This window comes from Corynebacterium otitidis ATCC 51513 (assembly GCF_000296405.1).
In the GTDB taxonomy this organism is placed as follows: Bacteria; Actinomycetota; Actinomycetes; order Mycobacteriales; family Mycobacteriaceae; genus Corynebacterium; species Corynebacterium otitidis.
Window position 1 is genome coordinate 145054 of the sequence record NZ_JH815195.1, and the last position, 23229, is coordinate 168282.

Annotated in this window: 10 protein-coding genes; 4 read left to right on the top strand and 6 right to left on the bottom strand. The window is 72.1% G+C overall.

What is annotated here, in order from left to right:
* Nucleotides 1-292: 292 nt before the first annotated feature.
* Complete coding sequence (locus tag HMPREF9719_RS08145) at nucleotides 293-9385, top strand: type I polyketide synthase (RefSeq protein WP_004601517.1); 9093 nt, start codon at nucleotides 293-295, stop codon at nucleotides 9383-9385.
* Nucleotides 9386-9678: 293 nt separating this feature from the next.
* On the opposite strand, the gene HMPREF9719_RS08150 is transcribed toward HMPREF9719_RS08145, so the two are convergent.
* From HMPREF9719_RS08150 to HMPREF9719_RS08170, 5 genes are all read right to left on the bottom strand, one after another.
* On the bottom strand, nucleotides 9679-10467 hold the full coding sequence (locus HMPREF9719_RS08150) for a SpaH/EbpB family LPXTG-anchored major pilin (RefSeq protein ID WP_004601518.1): 789 nt from the start codon (nucleotides 10465-10467) through the stop codon (nucleotides 9679-9681).
* Entirely contained in the window at nucleotides 10464-11363 is a 900-nt protein-coding gene (locus tag HMPREF9719_RS08155) for a class C sortase (RefSeq protein WP_004601519.1), read from the bottom strand. The genes HMPREF9719_RS08150 and HMPREF9719_RS08155 overlap by 4 nt, the downstream gene beginning before the upstream one ends.
* A 152-nt stretch (nucleotides 11364-11515) precedes the next feature.
* Nucleotides 11516-13087 (bottom strand): SpaH/EbpB family LPXTG-anchored major pilin, encoded by a 1572-nt coding sequence (locus HMPREF9719_RS08160; protein WP_004601520.1) that lies wholly within the window; start codon nucleotides 13085-13087, stop codon nucleotides 11516-11518.
* A gap of 276 nt (nucleotides 13088-13363) precedes the next feature.
* Nucleotides 13364-15799 carry a DUF6923 family protein gene (locus HMPREF9719_RS08165; protein ID WP_118788011.1) on the bottom strand — a complete coding sequence of 812 codons (2436 nt, stop codon included), beginning with the start codon at nucleotides 15797-15799 and terminating at the stop codon, nucleotides 13364-13366.
* A gap of 856 nt (nucleotides 15800-16655) precedes the next feature.
* Entirely contained in the window at nucleotides 16656-18839 is a 2184-nt protein-coding gene (locus HMPREF9719_RS08170; RefSeq protein ID WP_004601522.1) for a DUF6541 family protein, read from the bottom strand.
* A gap of 130 nt (nucleotides 18840-18969) precedes the next feature.
* Here HMPREF9719_RS08170 and acpS point away from each other — a divergent pair, with 130 nt between their 5' ends.
* Complete coding sequence (gene acpS / locus HMPREF9719_RS08175) at nucleotides 18970-19362, top strand: holo-ACP synthase AcpS (protein WP_174269541.1); 393 nt, start codon at nucleotides 18970-18972, stop codon at nucleotides 19360-19362.
* Between the two features lie 40 nt (nucleotides 19363-19402).
* On the opposite strand, the gene HMPREF9719_RS08180 is transcribed toward acpS, so the two are convergent.
* Nucleotides 19403-21187 (bottom strand): acetyl/propionyl/methylcrotonyl-CoA carboxylase subunit alpha, encoded by a 1785-nt coding sequence (locus tag HMPREF9719_RS08180; protein WP_004601524.1) that lies wholly within the window; start codon nucleotides 21185-21187, stop codon nucleotides 19403-19405.
* A gap of 170 nt (nucleotides 21188-21357) precedes the next feature.
* Here HMPREF9719_RS08180 and HMPREF9719_RS08185 point away from each other — a divergent pair, with 170 nt between their 5' ends.
* Both HMPREF9719_RS08185 and HMPREF9719_RS08190 read left to right on the top strand, forming a co-directional pair.
* Nucleotides 21358-22968 (top strand): acyl-CoA carboxylase subunit beta, encoded by a 1611-nt coding sequence (locus HMPREF9719_RS08185; RefSeq protein WP_004602003.1) that lies wholly within the window; start codon nucleotides 21358-21360, stop codon nucleotides 22966-22968.
* Nucleotides 22969-23025: 57 nt separating this feature from the next.
* On the top strand, nucleotides 23026-23205 hold the full coding sequence (locus HMPREF9719_RS08190; RefSeq protein ID WP_004601526.1) for an acyl-CoA carboxylase epsilon subunit: 180 nt from the start codon (nucleotides 23026-23028) through the stop codon (nucleotides 23203-23205).
* Nucleotides 23206-23229 lie beyond the last annotated feature (24 nt).

The window sequence follows — 23229 nt, forward strand, 5'->3', positions numbered from 1 at the left end:
CCCGCCCACCGTCTTCACGGCCGGGGCGGGGAGGCTGCCGGGGCCCGAACGCGACCGTCGCTTTGGCCCCGATCCTCCCCGCCCCGGCCTTCGCGTATCCGCACCCCGGCGCGCCGGCGCCGCGGTTGCCGGGCGCAGCGTTTCCGAGTGTATCCTCATGTTGAAGATGAGGGATCTCTCTGTTTCGGTTCCCGGCCGGCCGCGCGGCCGCCGCGGGGCCGGGGCGGACCTGCCGCGCGAGGGGTCTCTCACCGAATCCCGGTCACAGTGGAAAGGCTCGAGACCTCTAGACATGGCTACCAACCCCTTGCAGTCCCTTCCCGCGCCGGCGCTCGTCTTCGCCGGTCAGGCCTCGCGGTGGCAGGAGTCGCTCATCGAGGCGGCGTCCAACCCGGACGTCGCGCTCGAGCTCACCACCCTGCTCGCCGCCGCTCGGGAGCGCACCGCCCCGGTCGGCCGCGAGATCGCCATCGCCGCGCCCGGCGCGGGCGAGCGCCTCGACGAGCTGCTCGCCGGGGGCGAGCCGCCCGCCTCCCGGCCCGGCGACGTGCGCCCCGCGGTGTCCGTGCCGGGCATCGTGCTCGGCCAGATCGCTGCCCACCGCGAGCTCCGCGAGCTGGGGCTCGAGCTCGGCGGCTCGACCCCGCTGGTGGGGTATTCGCAGGGCTCGCTCGGCGCGCTCGCAGCAGACGAGCCGCTCGAGGCGCTCAGCCTCGCGATCGTCCTCGGCGCGGCGCTCTCCGCTAAGACGGCGGGCGGCACGGACCGCCGCCCGCGGATGCTCGCCGTGGGCGGCGCGACCCGCGAGTTCATCGACGCCCACCGCGGGGACGCGGCGCTCGCCGTGGCCAACGGCCGCCTCCAGGCGACGCTGTCTGGCAGCCCGGAGCAGCTCGCCGAGGCGCAGTCCCGCCTCGAGGCCGCCGCAAAGGAGCACAACGACGCGCTCGAGGAGCGGCGCATCGGCGGCTCCGCGATCGAGCTCGCGATCGACCCGCTGCCCGTCGCCGGCGCCTTCCACCACCCCGACTCAGCCGCCGCCGCCGAGCTCACCCGCGAGTGGTTCGCGGCCGCCGGCTTCGACGCCGCGGCGCGCGCATCTCTTATCGAGGAGATCCTCGTCGAGCCCGAGGACTGGCCGGCGAAGGTCCGCTCGCTCATCGAGTCGGGCGCGCGCGACCTCGTCGTCCTCGACCGCTCGCTGGCCAGGCTCACCGAGCCGCTCGTCGCGGGCACCGGCGCCCGCGTCATCGACGCCTCCACCGCGGACGAGCGCGACCGGCTCGCCACCCCGGGGCAGAGCCTCCCCGAGGCGGAGACGTGGGAGCGCTTCGCGCCTCGGGTCGCGACCCTGCCGAGCGGCAGGCGCGTGCTGCACACCAAGTTCTCGGAGACCACCGGGCTCTCCCCGATCATGCTCGCCGGCATGACCCCGACGACCGTGGACGCGGACATCGTCGCCGCCGCGGCGAACGCCGGGCACTGGACGGAGCTCGCCGGCGGCGGCCAGTACTCCGAGGAGGTCTTCAACCGCAACAAGGACTCGCTGCTCCGCCAGCTCGAGCCGGGCCGCGCCGCGCAGTTCAACTCCATGTACTTCGACCGGCACCTGTGGGCCCTGCAGTTCGGCCAGCAGCGCATCGTCTCCAAGGCGCGCGCCGCGGGCGCGCCGATCAACGGTGTGACGGTCTCGGCGGGCGTGCCCGAGCCCGAGGAGGCCGAGGAGCTCGTCACCCAGCTTCAGGACGACGGCTACACCTACATCTCGTTCAAGCCCGGCACCGTCGAGCAGATCCGCGCGACCCTCGACATCGCCGACCACCACCCCGGCCTCCCGATCGTCATGCAGGTCGAGGACGGACACGCCGGCGGCCACCACTCGTGGGTCGACCTCGACGAGATGCTGCTCGCCACCTACCCGGAGATCCGGCGGCGCGGCAACGTGTCGCTCACCGTGGGCGGCGGGCTCGGCGTGCCCGAGGTCGCGGCGCGCTACCTCACCGGCGAGTGGGCCGCCGACTACGGGCTGCCCGCCATGCCCGTCGACGGCGTGCTCGTCGGCACCGCGGCGATGACCACCAAGGAGGCGAAGACCTCCCCGCAGGTCAAGGAGCTCTTAAAGAACACCCCGGGCATCCCGCGCTCCCACAACGACGGCTGGGTCGCCAGGCTTGGCGCGGACGGCGGCGTGGCGTCGAGCCAGTCGCACCTGCTCGCCGACCTCCACGAGGCGGACAACGCGTTCTCCCGGGTGAGCCAGTACCTCACCGCCATGGACCCGGCCGAGTTCGTCGACCACAAGGACGAGATCGTCGAGATGCTCGCCGGCACGGCGAAGCCCTACTTCGGCGACGTCGACGAGATGACCTACGCCGAGTGGATCCGCCACTTCGTGGAGCTCGCCTACCCGTGGCAGGACCCCACGTGGACCGACCGGTTCTTAGACCTCGTGCACCGCATCGAGGCGCGCCTCGCGCCTGAGGGCCACGGCGAGATCGAGACCCTCTTCCCTACCGAGGAGTCCATCCTCGACGGCCCCGCCGTCGTCGAGAAGCTCACCGCCGCCTACCCCGAGGCCGAGACCACCCGCGTGCTCGCCCGGGACGCCGCCTGGTGGGTGGGCCTCAACCTCAAGCACCACAAGCCCATGCCGTGGGTCACGGCCATCGACCAGGACCTCGAGCGCTGGTTCGGGCTGGATGTGCTGTGGCAGTCCCAGGACGAGCGCTACCCCGCCGACGCGGTGCGCGTCATCCCCGGGCCCGTGTCCGTGGCAGGCATCGACCGCGTCGACGAGCCCGTCGCCGACCTGCTGGCCCGCTACGAGTCCCACGCCCTCGAGCGCCTCGACGACCCGGAGGAGCTCCGGCTCGTCTCCAGGCTCGACAGCGCCACGAGCCTCGAGGAGCTCGCCGTCGCCGCGCCGACGATCCTCTGGCACGGCCGGCTCATCCCCAACCCCGCCCACGAGCTGCCGAGAGACGCGTTCGATCTCGTCGAGCGCGGCGAGGGCCGCATCGACGTCGTCGTCAACGCCGACTCCGCGTGGGACAACCTGCCGAAGGAGCAGCGCCCCTACCACGTCGAGCGCGTCTCCATCCCGCTCATCCTCGGGCCCGCCACCGAGACCGGCGCGAGCCCCGTCGTCGACCCCGAGCGCCTCGTCGGCGCGGTCTACGAGCTGCTCGCCGGCGTCGCGGGCGTGGGCTCGACCTCCCAGTCCGAGCGCGAGATCACCGCGCTCCCCGAGGCCGCCCCCGAGGCGGGCTCGCCGTTCGGGGTGGTGCGCGACCGCGTCCGGATCCCCGCGGCGCTGCTCGCGAAGCACACCACCGTCAGCGGCGCGGCCATCACCGACAACGCCTCCGGCGTGCCCGACGTGCTCGTCGGCCCGCTGTGGCCCGCGATCTACGCCACGCTCGGCACCGGCCGCATCGCCGGCGACTACCCCGTCATCGAGGGCCTCCTCAACGCCGTGCACTTCGACCACACGGTGAGCCTCGAGCGGCCGCTTGCCGAGATCGCCGACGGCCGCAAGCTCGACGTCGAGGGCCGCTGCATCGGCATCGACGAGTCGAGCTCCGGGCGGATCGTCACCCTCACCCTCACGCTCTCCGATAACGGCGAGACGGTCGCGAACCTCACCGAGCGCTTCGCGATCCGCGGCCGCGCCGAGGGCGAGGCGCTCCCCGACCCCGCAGCACCCTTCGGCGGCGGGCGGCTCGCCGATGAGATCGCCGAGACGCCACGCTCGTTTGTCGACCGGCGCACCGTCACCGCGCCCGGCGACATGACGCCCTTCGCGATCGTCTCCGGGGACTACAACCCCATCCACACCTCCACCAACGCCGCCGGCCTCGTCGGGCTCGACGCCCCGCTCGTCCACGGCATGTGGCTCTCCGCCACGGCGCAGCACCTCGCCGCCGAGTCCGGCCGCGTGATCGGCTGGACCTACGAGATGTACGGCATGGTGCAGCTGGGCGACGAGGTGGAGATCACCGTCGAGCGCACCGGGCGCGCCGGGCTTAACGCCGCGCTCGAGGTCACCTGCCGCATCGACGACGTCGTCGTCTCCCGCGGCCGCGGCATCGTCGCCGAGCCGAAGGTCGCCTACGTCTACCCCGGCCAGGGCATCCAGGAGACCGGCATGGGCGAGGCCGACCGGGCCGCCTCCCCCGCGGCGCGCGACGCGTGGCGCCGCGCCGAGGAGCACACCCGCACCAAGCTGGGCTTCTCGATCAGGAGGGTCGTCGACGAGAATCCCACCGAGCTGGACGTGCGCGGCCGCGTGTTCAAGCACCCGGACGGGGTGCTCAACCTCACCCAGTTCACCCAGGTGGCGCTCGCGGTCGTGGCTTACGCCCAGACCGAGCGGCTCCGCGAGGAGGGCGCCGTCGCGAGCGGCGCGATGTACGCCGGCCACTCGCTCGGCGAGTACACCGCGCTCGCCTCCATGGGCGGGATCTTCGGCCTCGAGGACATCATCGACGTCGTCTACTCGCGCGGCACGGCGATGGACTCGCTCGTGCCCCGCGACGAGGCGGGCAACACGAACTACGGGCTCGGCGCGCTGCGGCCGAACATGATCGGCGTGTCCGCCGCCGAGGTGCAGGGCTTCGTCGCCTCCGTCGCGGAGGACACCGGCGAGTTCTTAGAGATCGTCAACCTCAACATCCCCGGCCAGCAGTACTCCGTGGCCGGCACGAAGGCGGGCCTCGACGCGCTCGAGGCGAAGGCCAACGCCGCCAACCCGCGCGCGTTCGTGCGGCTCTCCGGGATCGACGTGCCCTTCCACTCCAGGGTCCTGCGCCCGGGTGTGGCGGACTTCGCGGCGAAGCTCGACGAGCTGCTGCCCGAGCGCCTCGACCTCGACGCGCTCGTCGGCCGCTACGTGCCCAACCTCGTGGCCCGCCCCTTCGAGCTCACCGACGAGTTCCTCGACGCGATCCGCGAGACCGTCCCCACCGAGCGCCTCGCCGGGGTCAACGCCGCCGACTACGAGCCCCACCGGCTCGCCCGCCTCCTCATGATCGAGCTCCTGAGCTGGCAGTTCGCCTCCCCGGTGCGCTGGATCGAGACCCAGGAGCTGCTCATCGGCTCCGTCGAGGAGCTCGTCGAGGTGGGCCTGGAGAACTCGCCGACGCTCACCTCCATGGCCGGGCGCACCCTCAAGGTGCTGGGTAAGTCCCTGCCGGTCTACAACGCGCAGCGCGACCACGAGGCCGTCACCTTGAGCGACCAGCGCTCCGCGCCCACCCCCGAGGTCACCGAGGCCCCCGCCGAGGAGGGCGCGCCCCAGGGCCGCGACGGCTCCGGCTCGCCCGCCGAGACCGAGCCCGCCCCCGCGCAGCCCGAGCCCGCGGCCGAGGCCGCGCCGGCGCGCGCCACCCAGGCGCCGCAGGGCGGCGGCTCGAATGCCGGCGCCCCCGAGCTGCCCTTCGACGCGGCCGCCGGCATCGACGCACTCATCGCGCTGCAGAACAAGATCCGCGTCGACCAGATCAGCGGCACCGACACCGTCGAGGACCTCACCAACGGCGTGTCCTCGAGGCGCAACCAGCTACTCATGGACATGTCCGCCGAGCTGGGGGTCTCCGCGATCGACGGGGCCTCGGACGCGGACATGGCGACCCTGTCGCAGACCGTGCGCGGCGCCGCGCCCACCTACAAGCCCTTCGGGCCGGTGCTCGGCGAGGCGGTCTCCGGGAGGCTGCGCACCCTCACCGCCGCGGCGGGCAAGAAGCCCGCCCGCGTCGCCGAGCGCGTCACCGCGGACCTCGGGCTGCCGGAGAGCTGGGTCGGCCACGTCGAGGCCGAGCTCGTGCTCGGCACCCGCGAGGGCGAGTCGGTGCGCGGCGGGGAGCTCGGCGGGATCGCCCCGAGCGTCTCCTCCGCCGCGGAGCTCGACGAGATCATCGACCAGGCCGTCGAGCGGGTCGCCCAGGCCAACGGCACCCAGGTGAGCCTTAACCCCGGCGGCGCCGGGGCCGGCGCCGGCGGCGAGGTCGTCGACTCCGCCGCCCTCAACGAGCTCGCCGAGAAGGTCACCGGCGACAACGGCGTGCTCGCGGGGCTGGCCCGGGAGACGCTCGCGCGCCTCGGGCTCGACCAGACGCCCGAGCCGGAGGAGGGCGACGACGCGGCCGCGGAGCTCGCCCGCACCATCGAGGCGGAGCTCGGCTCCGACTGGCCGGGCCTCGTCGAGCCGGCCTTCGACGCGCGCCGCGCGGTGCTCTTCGACGACCGCTGGGCCGGCGCCCGCGAGGATCTCGCCCGCCTCGCGCTGCTCGGCGGCGAGGCCGCCGGCCTCGCCGGGGAGGAGGCCCAGTCCACGGGCCGCCACGCCTTAAGCGAGGAGCCCGCGGTCGTCGCGCGCTTCCGCGGCACCGGCGAGCGGCTCGCCGGGCAGGCCAGCTGGTGGGCCGAGCACCCCGCCCCCGCCACCGACCCGGAGCTGCTCGCCCGCATCGCCACCGCCGCCGCGGAGCCCGCCGAGGAGCCGCTCGCCGCCGACGTCGCGCTGGTGACGGGTGCGGCGCCCGGGTCGATTGCCGCGGAGGTCACCGCCCGGCTCCTCTCGCAGGGCGCCACCGTGATCATCACCGCCTCCAAGGTCACGACGAAGCGTAAGGAGTTCGCGCGCCGCCTCTACGCGCGCCACGCCTCCCCCTCGGCCAAGCTGTGGCTCGCGCCGGCGAACCTGTCGTCCTACCGGGACGTCGACGCGCTCGTCGACTGGGTCGCCACCGAGCAGACCGAGACCGCCGGGGCGACCACGAAGGTCGTCAAGCCCGCGCTCGTGCCCACGCTGCTCTTCCCGTTTGCCGCGCCGCCGGTCGCCGGCTCGCTCGCGGACGCAGGAGCGCCCGCCGAGAACCAGACCAGGCTCTTGCTCTGGAGCGTCGAGCGCCTCATCGGGGCGCTCAGCGAGGTGGCGCGCGGCGCGATCGACACCCGCTGCCACGTCGTCCTGCCCGCCTCCCCGAACCGGGGCATCTTCGGCGGGGACGGCGCCTACGGCGAGGTGAAGGCCGCGCTCGACGCGATCGTCAACAAGTGGTCCGCCGAGGCCGGCTGGCCCGAGGGCGTCACGCTGGCGCAGGCGACGATCGGCTGGGTCGCGGGCACCAACCTCATGGGCGGCAACGACGCGCTCGTGCCCGAGGCGCAGCGCGCCGGCATCCACGTCTGGGATCCCGAGGAGATCTCCCACGAGCTCGTCGCGCTCGCCTCGGAGGAGACCCGCGAGAAGGCCCGCACCGCGCCGGTTGCCGCGGACCTCTCCGGGGGCCTGGGAGGCTCGGAGATCTCGCTTCCCGCGCTCGCCCGGCGCGCCCAGGAGCGCGCCGCCGAGGAGCAGGCCGGAGAGCCGGACGCGGCGCAGTCCGCGCCGCGCATCAAGGCGCTGCCCTCCATCGCTGCGGCCGCGCAGCCGAAGCCCGTCGACGTCGGGGAGGTCACCACCGACCTCGACGACATGATCGTCGTCGTCGGCCTTGGCGAGGTGTCCACCTGGGGCTCCGGGCGCACCCGCTCCGAGGCCGAGTACGGCATCGGCCGCGACGGCTCCGTTGACCTCACCCCGGCGGGCGTGCTCGAGCTCGCGTGGATGACCGGGCTGGTCCACTGGTCCGAGGACCCCACCCCGGGCTGGTACGACGCCGACGGCGAGCCCGTCGCCGAGGAGGACATCTACGAGCGCTTCCGCGACGAGGTCGTCGCCCGCTCCGGGATTAGGCCCTTAAGCGACAAGTTCCGGCTCACCGACGGCGCGTCCATCGACGAGGTGGAGGTCTTCCTCGACCACGACGTCACCGTGCCCGTCCCCTCCCAGGAAGTCGCCGAGGACGTCAAGGCCGCCGACCCCGAGCGCACCCGCATCTCCGTCTCCGAGGACGGCGAGTGGTCGATCACCAGGCTCGCGGGCGCGACCGTGCGGGTGCCCAGGCGCGCGACGCTGTCGCGCAGCGTCGCCGGCCAGATGCCCGACGACTTCGACCCCGCCCGCTGGGGCATTCCCGCCTCGCTCATCGACGGGGCCGACCGCATGGCGATCTGGAACCTCGTCACCGCCGTCGACGCGTTCGTCGGCGCGGGCTTCAGCCCCATCGAGCTCCTCCAGGCGGTGCACCCCGGCGACGTGGCCTCCACCCAGGGCACGGGTATTGGCGGCATGGAGTCGCTGCACAAGGTGTTCGTCACCCGCTTCCTCGGCGAGGAGCGCCCCAGCGACATCCTCCAGGAGGCGCTGCCCAATATCGTCGCCGCGCACACCATGCAGAGCTACGTCGGCGGCTACGGCTCGATGATCCACCCGGTCGGCGCGTGCGCCACCGCGGCGGTCTCGGTCGAGGAGGGCGTCGACAAGATCGCTCTGAACAAGGCCGACCTCGTCGTCGCCGGCGGCATCGACGACGTCTCGGTGGAGTCGCTCACCGGCTTCGGCGACATGAACGCCACCGCCGAGACCGCCGCGATGCGCGCCAAGGGCATCGACGACCGGTTCATCTCCCGGGCGAACGACCGGCGCCGCGGCGGCTTCCTCGAGGCCGAGGGCGGCGGCACGATCCTGCTGGCCCGCGGCTCGCTCGCCGCGCGGCTGGGGCTGCCGGTCTACGCGGTCGTCGCGCACGCCGCGTCGTACGCGGACGGGGCGCACACCTCGATCCCCGCGCCCGGCCTAGGTGCCCTCGGCGCGGCGCGCGGCGGGCGCGACTCGAAGCTCGCCCGCTCGCTGGGCCGCCTGGGGCTTACGCCGGACGACGTGCGCGTGGTCTCCAAGCACGACACGTCGACCAACGCGAACGATCCCAACGAGGCGGAGCTCCACGCCACCCTGTGGGGCGCGCTCGGCCGCAGCGCCGAGAACCCGCTGTTCGTCATCTCGCAGAAGTCGCTCACCGGCCACGCGAAGGGCGGCGCGGCGATCTTCCAGCTCGGCGGACTCGTCGAGGTGCTGCGCAGCGGCCGGCTGCCGCAGAACGCGTCGCTCGACTGCGTCGACCCCGCCCTGGAGGATCTCGCGGGCCCGGCGGTGTGGCTCAAGGCGCCGCTCGACCTCGGCGCCGGCGCGGTGAAGGCCGCGGCGCTCACCTCCCTGGGCTTCGGGCACGTCGCCGCGCTCGTGGTGCTCGCACACCCGGGTGTCTTCGAGCGGGCGCTCGCCAACACCGGCGGCGACCCGGAGGCGTGGCGGCGCCGCGCCACGGAGCGCCTCCAGGCGGGCGCGAAGCACCTCGAGCAGGGCATGATCGGTAGGCGCCCGCTCTTCGAGCCCATCGAGGGGCGCCGCCTGCCGGCGGCCGGCGGCCGCGACGCGGAGATCGCGCTCCTCCTCGACAAGGAGGGCCGCCTTGGCGGGGACGGGTTCTACCCCGCCCCGTAACAACGGCGCGGCGGGCGCCGATAGCCGGCGCCGCCTCTCTCCACCCCGCCCCGCGGGTCCGCACCGGGCCCGCGGGGCGGGGTCGTCTCTCCACGGATGACGCCGAGCGGCCGCGGCAGGCCCGGACCGCGCGACCCCTCCGCGAAACCCCTCGAGCGGCACCGCGGCCCGCCGGCGGGCTTCGACAGCTAGAGCACGGTGACACGGACGGCAACGGGCCCCGGCCACGCTAGGACAAGCGTGGTCGGGGCCCTTGTGTTGTTGTTATCCGGGCCGCGCGGCGGCCGAGCCGGCTAAGACTGGGGCCGGCTCACCGAGCGCAGCAGGTAGCCCGCGGCGACCGCGCCGGCGGCGAGCAGCACCAGGCCGATGAGGCCGACGCCGGTGTTGGCGAGGATCTCGCGGCTGGGGCCCTGGCCCTCGCCGTCCTCCCCGGGGCTCGGCGGCTCCTCGCCGCCCGGGGTGCCCGGCTCGCCGGGCTCGGGCGCGGGCGGGGTGGTCTCCTCCGGCGGCGTGGGGGCCGGGGTCGGCGTGTCGGGCTTGTTCTTCGCGACGACAGTGACGTCGCACACCCAGCCAGAGCCATCCGGCGCGCCCGTGGGCACGGTGACGATGAACGGCGCCGCGGAGCGGAAGGAGAACTCGTCGCTGTCGCGCTGCTGCTCGGTGACGAGGTAGGCGCCCGGCTCGAGGCCGTCGAACGTCGCCTGGCCGGCCTCGCCGGTCACGGCGGTGCGCTCCTCGCCGAGGCGCTCCTCGGCGATGCTCTCGGCCTCGAGACCGTCGAGGTCCCGCCAACCGTCCTCGGTGGAGAGGTCCACGCCCTTGATCGGGTGGAGGCTAAACGTCGCGCCGGCGACCGGGCCCGGCGGGAGCTCCCCGGCGGGAACGTCGTCGTACGGGTTGGCGGCCGGCTTGCTGACGGTCAGCGAGCCCGCGGCGCAGGAGATCTCCGCCGGGTTAAGGCCTTCCGTGTCGCCGGTGACGACGCGGGCCTGGGCGGGGGCGGCGGCCAGCGCCGCCGCGGCGAGCGCTCCGGCCATCATCGTGGCCGCGGCCGAGGTGCGGGAGCGATGGCTCATCGGTTCTCCTTGTTGTTCTTCACGATCTTTCTCAGCCACCAGATCAGCGCGGCGAGCACCGCGACCGCCAGGGCGATCGCGAGGATCATCCACCACTGCCAGTGAAGCCCATCCCGGTCGAAGGAACGCTCGTCCTCGTCGAGGGGGACCCGGTGCCCGGTGACGAGCAGCCGGTGGGTGTTGATGCCGTACGGGGTGCACGTCACCAGTGTGAGGAGGTCCTCGCCGGGCACCTCGGCGAGGGTATCGACCTCGGTGGGCTCGACGACGGTGATGTCGTGGACGACGTACTTGAGTTTCTCCCCGTAGGTGTTGACGAAGATCTCGTCGCCCTCGCGCACGTCGGTGAGGTTGTCGAAGAGCGTCGCCGTGGACAGCCCCGTGTGCCCGGTGAGCACCGCGTGGGTGCCGTCGCCGCCGACCGGCAGCGAGGAGCCGTAGAGGTGGCCGACGCCCTTCTGCAGGACCTCCTCGGTGGTGCCGTGGTAGACGGGGATCGACACGCCGATCGACGGGACCTTCAGGTGTGCCATCGCCGGCCCGTCGGCGAGGTGAGTGAGGTACTCCTGGTAGTCGTGGTTGTCCTCGCTCACCCGCGCGAGCCAGGGGTCGAGGATCGGCGCCTGGGTGCGGGTGTCGTTGTAGTGGCGGGCGTCCGCGACCGCGCGGAGGTTCTCCACGGGGTCGCGGTTCTCCAGCTCGGTGAGGTAGTCGTTGACGACCTCGTTCTGGCGCATGTTGTTCACCTGCGTGGCGACCACCGGGTAGAGCATGACCGCCAGGCCCGCGATGACGAGGAGGATGGGCAGCGCGACGCGCAGCACGAGCCGCACCGGGGAGCGCGCGTCGTCCGCGCTCGAAGGCGCGGGCGGCGCGGCGATCGCGTGCTTGGCCATGGCGGAGAGACCATCCTCCTCAATTAAAGAAGTGACGATGTGGGCTGATTCCCGTGGCGCGTCGCGCCCCGCGGAGCCCGGGAGGGACCGGCTGGGCCCCTCCCGGGGGCCGGCGCCCGCCTCGCGGCGCCGGCCGTTAAGCGAAGGGCTTGTTAGGCCTTCTTCGCGTTGCGGGCGGCGGCGTAGACGCCCGAGCCGGCGAGCAGCGCGCCGACGATGAGCAGCAGCACCACGCCGGCGCCACCGGTGTTGGGCAGGAAGCCGGAGCGGGTGTTCTCGATCTTCGCGACCTGGGTGACCGCGTCGGTGCCGTCGAGGGTGTTGCCCACCGCGGCGGTGGTGAACTCGACCTCAACCGGGGTGGAGAGCAGCTGGTAGCCCTGCGGGGCCTCAACCTCGACGAGGCAGTACTTGTACTTCTCCTCGATCGGGGCGTTGTTCTCGAAGTCGGTGACGTGCAGGCCGTCGATGGTGACCTCACCACTCTGGTCGGTGGTCCACGAGTCCTCGCCGGCAACGGTGAGGTTGTCGCCGATGAGGTTCTGCGGGTCCTCGCAGCGGTAGAGCTCGAAGGTCGCGCCCGGGAGCGGCTGGTCGTCCTCGCCGCTCTTCTCGATCTTCAGCTTGCCCAGGCGGGTCTCCACCTCGTTGGAGGGGATCTCGACGTCGGGCTCCGGGGGCTCCGGCGGCTCGTTCGGGTCGTTCGGGTCGCCCGGATCCGGGTTCTCCGGGTCGTCCGGGTCGCCGGGCAGGAAGGTCGAGCCCGAGTTGTTGATGATGTTGGTCGCCTGGTTGAGGACCTGGCCGTTGCCCTCGCCGATCTCCTTAAGGGTGGCGGGGATGGTGGTCTCGACCTCGGCGTCGGCCGGGGCGGCAAGCAGCGCGGCGCGGCCCAGGCCGGTGAAGACGACCTCGACCTCGAGGTCCTCGGAGACCTCAACGTTGTAGTGGACGCCCTTCTCGAGCTCCACGTCGCCCGCGGTCAGCGACGCGGTGATGCCCTCGCGCTGCTCGGCGGAGAGCTCGAGCTTCTCCTCGTCGAGGTCATCGAAGACGACGTACTTGCTCAGCTGGTCGACGCGCGGGATCTTCGTGGTGATCGTGTACTCGATCTCGTCGTCGACGTTCTTGTCGGCGTCGTCGACCTCCTTCTCCACGCTCGCGGAGCTGTTCTTCGGGTAGACCTGGACGTCGTAGTTCCACTCGGTCTGGTTCTCCGGGTTGGTCTGCGGGACCCACACGAGGAAGTCGCGGGCCGGGAGGATGGTGCCCTCGACGGTCTCGGGGATGGTCTCGGAGACGCGGTAGACGCCGACCGGGAGGTCGCCGAAGTGCGCGATACCGTTCTCGTCGGTGATCTTCTGCTCGGAGACGCCCTCGGGGTCGTCCTCGGCGGTCGCCGGGGTCAGCGCGCGGGCGGCGCGCAGCCCGTCGTTGGTCGACAGATCGGCCTGGACCTGCTGGATGGAGAAGACCACGCCCGGCAGCGGGGAGCCGTCGGCGAGCTGGAGGTTACCCGTCGCGTCCTGGACGCTGGCGGCGTCGAGGCGCTTGTGCAGCGTGATCGAGCCCTCCCGGTCGACGTCGATGGTCGAGGCGTTGGCCTCCTGGGCCACGGCCTGCGGGACGAGCGCGCCGGTGGCGCCGACCGCGACGGAGCTGAAGGCCATGAGGCCGGCGGCCGCGAGCGCCACGGGCCGACGGGTGAGAGAGGTGCGAGACATGGTGGTGAAAGACTCCTAAAGCTAGTTTCCGTAAAGACCGCATTCCGTGTGACGGAATCATCCGAATTGTTCGGGACGTCGGCCCTGGGATTCCGCCGCGCGGCCGTGCCGCGGGGCGGGCGGTAAACGTACGTAGTTGTGAGCTCAGCGGGCGAGAACGCGCCGCCGGGAATCCGGGCCCGCGCGGGGCCGGTTATCAGGAATCATTTATTTTCTCCGTTCGATTGATTTGTGAAGCTTATGCGTCGCGCCCCAGGCGCGGGCTAGCGCTTCCGGCTAGCCGCGCAGCGCCCTTCTGCCGAGCAGCAGGCCGGCGCCGGAGAGCAGCACCGCCGCCACCAGGGCCGGGGCCACCCCGCACCCGCCGGTCGCGGGCAGGGTGCCCTGCCGAACGTCGGCGACCGCGAGCGTCGGGTGCCCGTCGCGGACCTGCGCCTCGACGACGAGGCCGTCGTTGTCGGGGTCGAGGAGCTCGACGAAGGGGGCTTCGGGGTCCTCCTCGTGCCAGCCGATAGTGAAGGCCACCGGCCGGGCGAGCAGCTCGTAGCCCAGCGGGGAGCGGGTCTCGACGAGGAGGTAGCTCCCGGGAGCCAGGGCGGCGCCGAAGCGGCCGGCCTCCAGCTCGTCGACGGGGATCGGCTCGCCGACAGGCTCGCCGTCCGGGCCGGCGGGGACGATCTCGAAGGCCGCGCCGTCGAGGAAGTCGCCGTCGCCGTCCGGGTCGACCTTGACGATCGTCAGCCCGACGTCCTCGATGGGAGGCTCCTCCGGGTCGCAGTTGGTCTCCGCGGTGGCCGAGGAGTTGCCCTCGTCGGGGTCGGCCTCGTTGCCGATGACCCACGCGGTGTTCGCCTCGCAGACCTCGGGGTTCGAGGGCCGAGCCGAGATGACGATCGACTGCGACTCGCCGGCCGCGAGCGGGCCGAACGTCGCGGTGAGGAAGCCGCCCTCGTCGACCGCAACCTCGCCGCTGGAGGCGACGGCCTCGCCGGCGTCCTCGATCGTCGCGTCCTCGTAGCCCTCGGGGATCTCGTCGCGGATGCTGAAGCCCGAGGAGCCACACGGGCCGTTGTTCTCGGCGGTGATGCGCCAGGCCACTCGCCCGTCCTCGCTCTCGATCTGGGTCTTCTCGATCCGCATGTCGGTCTCGGCGCCGCCGTTCGCGAACGCGTTGCTCGCGGCGTCGTTGTTGTACGAGGTCGGCGACGGCGCAGCCGCGACGAGCTCGAAGGTTGGGGAATCGGTGTTCACGTTGCCCACGGCCCCGGCCACGTCACCGATGCCGCCGATGACGTCGCCGACGACGCCGGGGATGAGGTTGCCGATCCCGGACAGGATCCCGCCCGCGTCGCTGGCGGCCTGGTTCGAGCCGCCGCGCTCTGGGTCGGTGATCTTGATCTGGTAGTTGCGGCCGCGGTCGTTGGCGCCGAAGCCGAGGTTGCCGTTGCCGTAGGTCCAGGCGGTGCCGTAGATGCTCACCGGCATCGTCTCGCCGGTGCCGGGCACCTCGAGGTCGGTGATGTCGAAGGCGTCGACCGCGCCGGTGTCCATGTTGACGCGCTCGATGATGACCTTGTCCTCAGCGTCCCCGAAGGGGATGCGGATACCCCACGCGAGGTGCGGGGCCTCGCCGAGGACCGCGTGGTCGTTGGCCTGCGCGGCGTAGCGCCCCGGCGGGTTGCCGCTGAGGTCGCCGAGCCTGGAGCCCGCCGGCTTCATCGAGGCGCGCCGGTTATCGAGGTTCACCTCGTAGAAGTGGTGCGTGCCAGACCTCGAGCCGTTGGCCACCCAGTAGCGGCCCTGACCGTCGAAGAAGCCGGTCGAGATGCCGCCCCACAGGTCGCTGACTGGGCCGCCGGGCGCGTTTTCGCCGGCGAAGCCGGTGCTGTTGCCGAGGCCCGGGCGCCGCACCTTGCCGAGGTTATGCACCTCGCCGGTCTCGGGGTTGATCTGCAGCAGGTGCCCGGCCGGGTAGTCGGGGTCGTCGACAGCGCGGCCGGCGGCCAGGCCCTGGTCGGAGTTCCACGCGATGCGCGGCTGGCTGATCGCGTAGAGCCAGTTGTCCTCGTGGTTGTAGGCCAGGGCGTTGTAGACCCAGGGGCTGTCCTCGAGGATCGGCTCGAACTCCTCACTGCCCTGCACCTGCAGGTAGAGGCTCGTGTGCTGGCGGTTCGGGGTCTGGTCGCGGCTCGCGGCGACCCACACCTTGCTACCAAACTCACAGGTGTTGACCTCGCGCGGAGGCTGGCGGTTCTCCTTGCCCGGATCCTTGTTGAGGATCGCCTCCTGCTCGGGGGTGTGCTCGACCGGCGGGAGACCGTCGTTGCCCTCACCGCCGCCCGGCTGCTCGCCCTCGTTGCCGCCGCCCGGCTCCTCGGGCGGCTCGGGGGCGTCGCCCTGCGGCTCGCCGATGAGGGTGACGGTGTACTCGCGGCGGTCCCACGCGTACGGCGCGATAACGGTCACGGAGACCTGCTCGCCGGCGTTGACGTGGCGGGGCTCGTCGAGCTCAAGGCGCACGGAGTCGTCCTTGCCGTTCGGGGCAGCCCGATACATCTTGCCGCGCGCGCCGACCTGCTGGCCGCCGACGGTGACCGCGGTGGGCTTCTCCCAGGACTGCCGCGCGGGTTTCCGGTTGGAGTCGGGCTGGTTGCCGCGGATATCGATGGCGACGATCTCGCCGGGCTGGTCCGCGGTGGCGGTGACCGTCACGCCCTGCGGGCGCCCCCCCCCCGCCGGCGAGGCCAAAGTGCTCGGTCGGGTGCGTCGTGGAGGCGATCTGCGGCTGCTCGTCGCTGCCCGCGGGGGCGGGGCCCGCGGCGGAGGCCCGGGGCAGGAATCCCTCGACCACGGAGGCCGCAAGGACGAGCACCGCGACAAGCGCCAGAACGCCAGTAAGTACGAGCGCCCGTGCGCCCCGCCTCGTCGCCCCGTTTGCCCGCATCCGCAGTCACTCTCCCGTCGAGCTGAACGATGTCTGTCCACGGGGAAGCGCCCCCGCGTTTCGTTGGATGACAGCAACTTATCAGCTTCCTCAACGGTGCCCTCACGGTCGAAATGAATAAAAATGAGAACTCTACATACACTTACTCAATCCTCACGTCCGTTTTCCCAGGTGAGTCCCAGACGAAGGTTTTCACTACTAACAACACGAGACGCGGGTAACAAGGTGTTTGTGACCGGCGACATATTCCCCGTGAAATTCGCCCCCCCCCCGACGACTACCCCCTCACTATTCCAAAGTAGGAACGCGTCGCCCATACGGACACGCCAATCACACGCGACAACAACCGCCACGTCGGTCCGTGGGTCGCCAGCCCTAATCGCTCCCGGCAGCGAGTCGGCATCCGGCGCCTGCTGCGCGACAGGGGCGCCGGGGCCGCCATTCGTCAGCTTGACGCAATTGCTCACCCATCAATGGCTGTGAGGGTGGCACCGACGAGCAACGAACGCTGGGGCGGTCAGGACCACTCGCCGAGAGGGGCCGGGAGCCGCGCCTCTTCACGCACGACGAAAGCCCCGGGCCCTGCTTCGCAGCAGGCCCGGGGCAAGGAATGGAGCAGACTCGCTAACCGATCAGCGGGCGGCGGTAGTAGGGCAGGTTCCCGTCGGCGTCGAAGGCACCCATCTCGGCGCGGGTGGGTACTGGCGGCAAGGGATCGGGAGATCCGCCCGAGGTGCGCATCTGGGTGAGCTCGCGGTCGCCGAACGCGGCGTTGAGCGCGAAGATCTCGATCCCGCCGTCCTTGTAGACCATCGTGGTGCCCGGCGCCTCGTGGAGGCCCCCCATCATGCCGCCGTAGATGTTCGGGTCGTCCCAGAACGAGGGCGGGGCGAGGATGAAGAAGTTGATGCCCAGGCGGCGGGCCGCGTCGTCGACGTGGTTGGCCCGCCCGGGGTCGCCGTCGACGCCAGCGCCCAGCAGGCCGGCCTCGTTGTGGACGATACCCGCATCGGTGCCAGGCGACGTGTCGGGCAGGGTGTAGTGGCGGTTGAACGTCGGCAGGCCGTGGAGCGCGTAGGCCCAGCCCTCGCCGTCCTGCCCGGCGCCATAGATCACCCCGTCGTACGCCGCGGGCTGGTGTGAGAGCCACTCGTAGGCCCGGCGCTCCTGCTCCCGGAAGGCGAGCGGCTCGTCGTAGGGTAAACGCACCTCGTCCTCGATGCCGGGGCGCGCCTGGCCGGCGAGGTAGGCGACCACGCCCACCGTCGCTCCGAGGCCTCCGACCAGTGAGACGGTCGTCGCCAGGGTCGTCGCAGTTCGGGGGGTCACCAGTTTGGCCAGGCCGCACACGACCGCTGCGATGCCGACTCCCGCCGCGGCGAACGTGATCATCCCGAGCGGCATGACGAGGCGGTGCGGCGTGCCGTAGTGCAGCCCCGCGAGGGCGTCGATGGGCCAGGCGAGCACGCCGCCGAAGGTGAGCAACGAGTGCGCGGTGAGTGCCGCGGAGATCAGGTAGAACAGGGGCGCCCACGCGTTGCGGCGCCACCCGATGAGGTAGACGGCACCCGCCGCGGCCGCGACGAAGACCGGCCAGAGAGTCAGGTCGGGGAAGAACTGGTCGACGTGGAGGGTGCGCATCCCCAGGGCGGTCGCCCAGCTCTCCGCCCGGGAGATGTCTTGGTCCTCGGGCGACTCCTCGCGCACGGAATCGACGAACTCCCCGCCGGAAAGCACCTGCGGCAGGAGCAGGACGAGCGCCCCGCCCCCGGCCGCGGCGAGCAACCCGACGTCCTTGAGTCTGGCCACAAGACCGGCGTTGGGGCCCGCGGCGCGCTGCGCGGGCTTAAACACCAGCCTGGTCGCCCACCACAGGACGACAACAAGGACGACCGTCGTAGCGGGCGCCGCCTGGATCTGGACGACCCCGGCGAAGGCGATGATGACGGGCAGCACGGCCATCGGGTTTCCGGGAACGAGAAAGAACAGCGCTGCGACGATCCCGGATAACGCCGTGGCCGTCGTGTACGGCCAGGCGCCGACGAAGTGCCCGACCCAGAGAAACACCGGGGCGCCGAACGCCATCGTGCCGGCGATGCCCGAACCGATCTGTGCGACGAGACCGCGCGAGTCGACCATGACCCAGGCCAGCGCCGCGAGCGCGAGCGGAAAGCCGATCCCGGCCGTAACGAAATAACCGACGTTCACCACGACAACCGCGGGGATGTCGAAGAGGGACGCCGCGATCGTGAGCCCGGCGTGCCAGGCCGAGGGGTAATACTCGAAGGCGTGGGTCTCGAAGTGGCGCAGCTCGCCCATCCGTGTCGGGTCGAGCATCCCCTCCTCGAGTCCGAAGCGCACCATGTTCGTGTGCCACTGAACGTCCCAGCCGCGGAACACGCTGCCGAGGGAGTGCTGGGTGTCGGCCAGGAAGCCGACGCCGAGGCACACGGCGATGATCGAGCCGACCCCCACGCCAAGCGCCGGGATGAGCCACGGATAGTCGCTAAGAAATCCGCGCAGGCTGCGGGGGCGGCGCCATGGTCTGGGCCGCCGCCAGCCGCGAAATGCGGTTCGCCACCCGGCCGCCAGGGAGAGCGCCGCGACAAGGAACAAAGAGACGGTCGCGGGGCGATACTCGATGCTCGCCTGGCCGAAAACGTAGGCGGCGAGCCCGTAGAGCCCGAAGGACACGGGCATCGCCGCGGCGGCGGCCCACGGCAGCCGAAGCCCCGCGAGCGCACCGAAGACGAAGCCCGGGATGCTTACGACCGCGGCGATCTCCAAGACGGTCACTACTTCGCCCACGGGGCCTCCTCGCATCAATGTGTGCGCCAGCCGGTCGGTCTCGACGCGCCGGAAAGTATATCGCAGGCCCGGGGCCGAGCCCGCCAGCTTTCCCCGGCCGCGTGGGGCGCGTGGGACAATGGTGGACATTGTGATCAGCATCGGCACCGATCTCGTCCACGTCTCCGGCCTGCGCGAGCAGCTCGCGCGGCCGGGCGCGTGGGCCGACTCCGCGTTCACTGTCCGGGAGCGCCGCCGCGCCCGGCGCGCCCCCGACGAGGCCGAGCACCTGGCCGGCAGATGGGCCGCCAAGGAGGCGTTCATCAAGGCGTGGGCGCAGTCGCGCTACGGCGCCCCTCCCCTGCTGCCTAGGGACTCGTTCCCGATGAGCGCCATCGAGGTCGTCGCCGACGCCTATGGGCGCGTGGCGATCGAGCTCCACGAGCCGGTCGCGGGCGCTGCCGCCGGCCTCGGGGAGGTCAGCCTGAGCATCAGCCACGACGGCGACTACGCGATCGCGCAGTGCCTCGTGGCCCGGCCCTAAGACCGCCCGGCGCCCGCGCCGTCCTCGCGGGCCCCAGCGGCTACTCGATGCTCGCGAGGCTCGCGTGCTTGGCGACCGTCTCTCCGGGCTTGACGCTCAGCCCCGAGACCGTGCCCGCGCGGTGCGCCTTGACGGGGTTTTCCATCTTCATCGCCTCGAGCACAAGCAGCACGTCGCCCTCGGCGACCTCCTCGCCGTCGGCAACGTTGACCTTCGCGACGGTGCCCTGCATGGGCGCGACCACCGAGCCGGCGTCGGTCTTCGGCGCGGAGCGCTTCTTGCGCTTCTGGCGCTTCTTCTTCGGCCGCTCGCCGCCGCCGAGGCTGATGCCGCCGGGCAGGGCGACCTCGACCCTGCGGCCGTTGACCTCGACGACGAGGCGGCGCCGCTCGGGTTCCTCCTCGGGCTCGGCGGGCTCCGCTCCGGCGGGGGCCGCGCCCTCGGGCAGGCCGGCCCACTCCTCGTCGGTCCAGCGGGTATAAACCCCGAACGTCCCGCCCGGAGCGCTAAAGGCCGGGTCGTCGACGATGGCGCGGTGGAAGGGCACGACGGTGGGCAGCCCCTCGATGACGAGCTCGCCGAGGGCGCGCCTGGCGCGGGCGAGGGCCTGCTCGCGGTCGCGGCCGACGACGATGAGCTTGCCGAGCATGGAGTCGAACTGCCCGCCGATGACGCTGCCGGTACGCACGCCGCTGTCGACGCGCACGCCGGGCCCGGCGGGCTCCTCGTAGCGGGTGACGGTCCCGGGCTCGGGGAGGAAGTTCGCTGCCGGGTCCTCGCCGTTGAGCCGGAACTCGAGGGCGTGGCGCACCGGCTCCGGGTTGTCCGGGATGGAGAGCTCCTCGCCCTCGGCGATGCGGAACTGCTCCTCGACCAGGTCGACGCCGTAGGCCTCCTCGGTGACGGGGTGCTCGACCTGGAGGCGGGTGTTGACCTCGAGGAAGGAGATGAGCCCGTCGGAGCCGACGAGGAACTCGACGGTGCCGGCGCCGACGTAGCCGGCCTCGGCGCAGATCCGCTTCGCCGCCGCGGCGAGGCTCCCGCGCTGCTCGTCGGTGAGGAAGGGCGCGGGGGCCTCCTCGACGAGCTTCTGGAAGCGGCGCTGCAGGGAGCAGTCGCGGGTGCCGACGACGTGGACGTTGCCGTGGGTGTCGGCGACGACCTGGCACTCGACGTGGCGGGCCCGATCGAGGTAGCGCTCGACGAAGCACTCGCCGCGCCCGAACGCGGCGACCGACTCGCGGGTCGCGGACTCGAAGGCCTCCTGGATGCCCGCGCGCTCGTGGACGATCTTCATGCCGCGCCCGCCGCCGCCGAACGCGGCCTTGATGGCGATCGGCAGGCCCTCGGCGTCGGCGAAGCGCTCGATCTCCTCGGCGGTGGCGACCGGCTCGGTGGTGCCGGGAGCCATGGGCGCTTCGGCGCGCTCGGCGATGTGGCGGGCGGTGACCTTGTCGCCGAGCGCGGCGATCGCCTCGGGCGGCGGGCCGATCCACACCAGTCCGGCCTCAGTGACGGCGCGGGCGAAGTCGGCGTTCTCGGAGAGGAAGCCGTAGCCGGGGTGGACGGCGTCGGCGCCGGCGCGCTGTGCGGCGGCGATGATCTTCTCCCCGTCGAGGTAGCTGTCCTTGGCGGTCTCGCCGCCGAGCACGAAGGCCTCGTCGGCGAGCGTGACGAACGGGGCGTCGCGGTCGGGCTCCGCGTAGACGGCGACCGCCCGCTTGCCCAGGTCGCGCGCGCCGCGGATGAGGCGGGCGGCGATCTCGCCGCGGTTCGCGACCAGGACGGTGCGGATCTCGCGGCGCTTCGGGGTTGGTGTGGCCACGGCTCTTCAAACCTCCAAGACGTTTTTCTCGGCGCGGGTGGTCGGGCGGGTGGACAAGGCGGGTCGCCGGGCGAGTACCGGCCCGCCCGCCGAGCAGAATCTGAGTATAGTCTCACGTTTTCGCGGGGCGGCAAGACGCGGCCGGCCCGGGCGCGCTAGAGTCGGCAAACATGACGGATGACTCATCTTCTTCCGGGGCGGCGCCGGCCGCGCCGACCACCGCCTCGCGGCTCGAGGAGCTCAAGCAGCGCCGCGCGGAGGCCGCAGCCCCCATGGGGGAGGCCCGCCTCGACAAGGTGCGCGATGCGGGCCGGCTCCCGGCGCGGGACCGGATCGACTACCTCCTAGACGAGGGCTCCTTCGTCGAGCTCGACCGGGACGCGAGGCACCGCACCCACGACTTCGGGATGCAGACGCGCCGCCCCTTAACCGACGGGATCGTCACCGGCTACGGCACGATCGACGGGCGCGGGGTGTGCGTCTTCTCCCAGGACGGCACCGTCTTCGGCGGCGCGCTCGGCGAGGTCTACGGCGAGAAGATGATCAAGCTCATGGAGCTCGCCCAGAAGACCGGCCGGCCTCTTATCGGCCTCTACGAGGGCGCGGGCGCGCGCGTCCAGGACGGCTCCGTCTCGCTCGACCTCATCGCCCAGACGTTCTTCCAGAACGTCCAGGCCTCGGGCGTGGTGCCGCAGATCTCGGTGATCATGGGCTCGTGCGCGGGCGGAAATGCCTACTCCCCGGCGCTCACGGACTTCGTCGTCATGGTGAATAAGACCTCGAAGATGTTCGTCACCGGCCCCGACGTCATTACCACCGTCACCGGCGAGCAGATCACCCAGGAGGAGCTCGGCGGCGCGTCGATCCACATGGGCTCCTCGGGGGCCTCGCACTACACCGCCCAGGACGACGAGGACGCCCTCGACTGGGTCAAGGAGCTCGTCTCCTACCTGCCGGGCAACAACCGCGAGCTCCCGCCCCGCGAGCCCGCCGAGCCCGAGGATGGCATCACCGCGCAGGACGAGGAGCTCAACTCGATCATCCCGGACTCCGCGTCGGTGCCCTACGACGTGCGCGACGTCATCTCGGTCATCGCCGACGAGGACGTCTACCTAGAGATCCAGGAGGACCGCGCCGCGAACGTGGTGACCGCCTTCGCCCGCGTCGACGGTGAGGTCGTCGGCTTCGTCGCGAACCAGCCCACGGAGCTCGCCGGCTGCCTGGACATCGACTCCGCGGAGAAGGCCGCCCGCTTCGTGCGCACGTGCGACGCGTTCAACATCCCGCTCGTGCTGCTCGTCGACGTACCCGGCTTCCTGCCCGGCGTCGAGCAGGAGAAGGGAGGTATCCTGCGCCGCGGCGCGAAGCTGCTCTACGCCTACGCGGAGGCCACCGTCCCGAAGATCACCGTGACGATGCGCAAGGCCTACGGCGGCGCCTACTGCGCCATGGGCTCCAAGGGCCTCGGCGCGGACATCAACCTCGCGTGGCCCACCGCGGAGATCGCGGTCATGGGGGCCAGCGGCGCGGTGCCGTTCATCCACCGCCGCCGCATCGCCGCCGCCCGCGACGCCGGCGAGGACGTCGACGCGCTCGTCGCGGAGCTCGAGCGGGAGTACTCGGAGCACATGTTGAGCCCCTACCTCGCCGCCGAGCGGGGCCTCATCGACGAGGTCATCCTGCCCGAGGAGACCCGGCTGCGGGTCGCGGCCTCGCTGGACCTGCTGCGCGACAAGGCCGAGGTCCGCGCCGACCGCAAGCACGGCAACATCCCGCTCTAGCCCGAGCCCGAACCACCCAGCTACAGCGCTTCCCGCTTCAGGAAAAGGAGATCGCCCTTGTCCCCCGATATCGCAGTCACCGCCGGCAACCCCACCGACGAGGAGCTCGCCGCGCTCATCGCGCTCGCCTCCGCCGCGGGCGACGCCCCCGAGGCGCAGCCCTCCTCCCCGGCGACGCGCCGGCCCGCGTGGGCCAAGCGCGGCCCGAGCCGCTGGGTCACCTACCGCCGCGGGTAAAAGCCTCGCGCCCGCCGAGGGCGT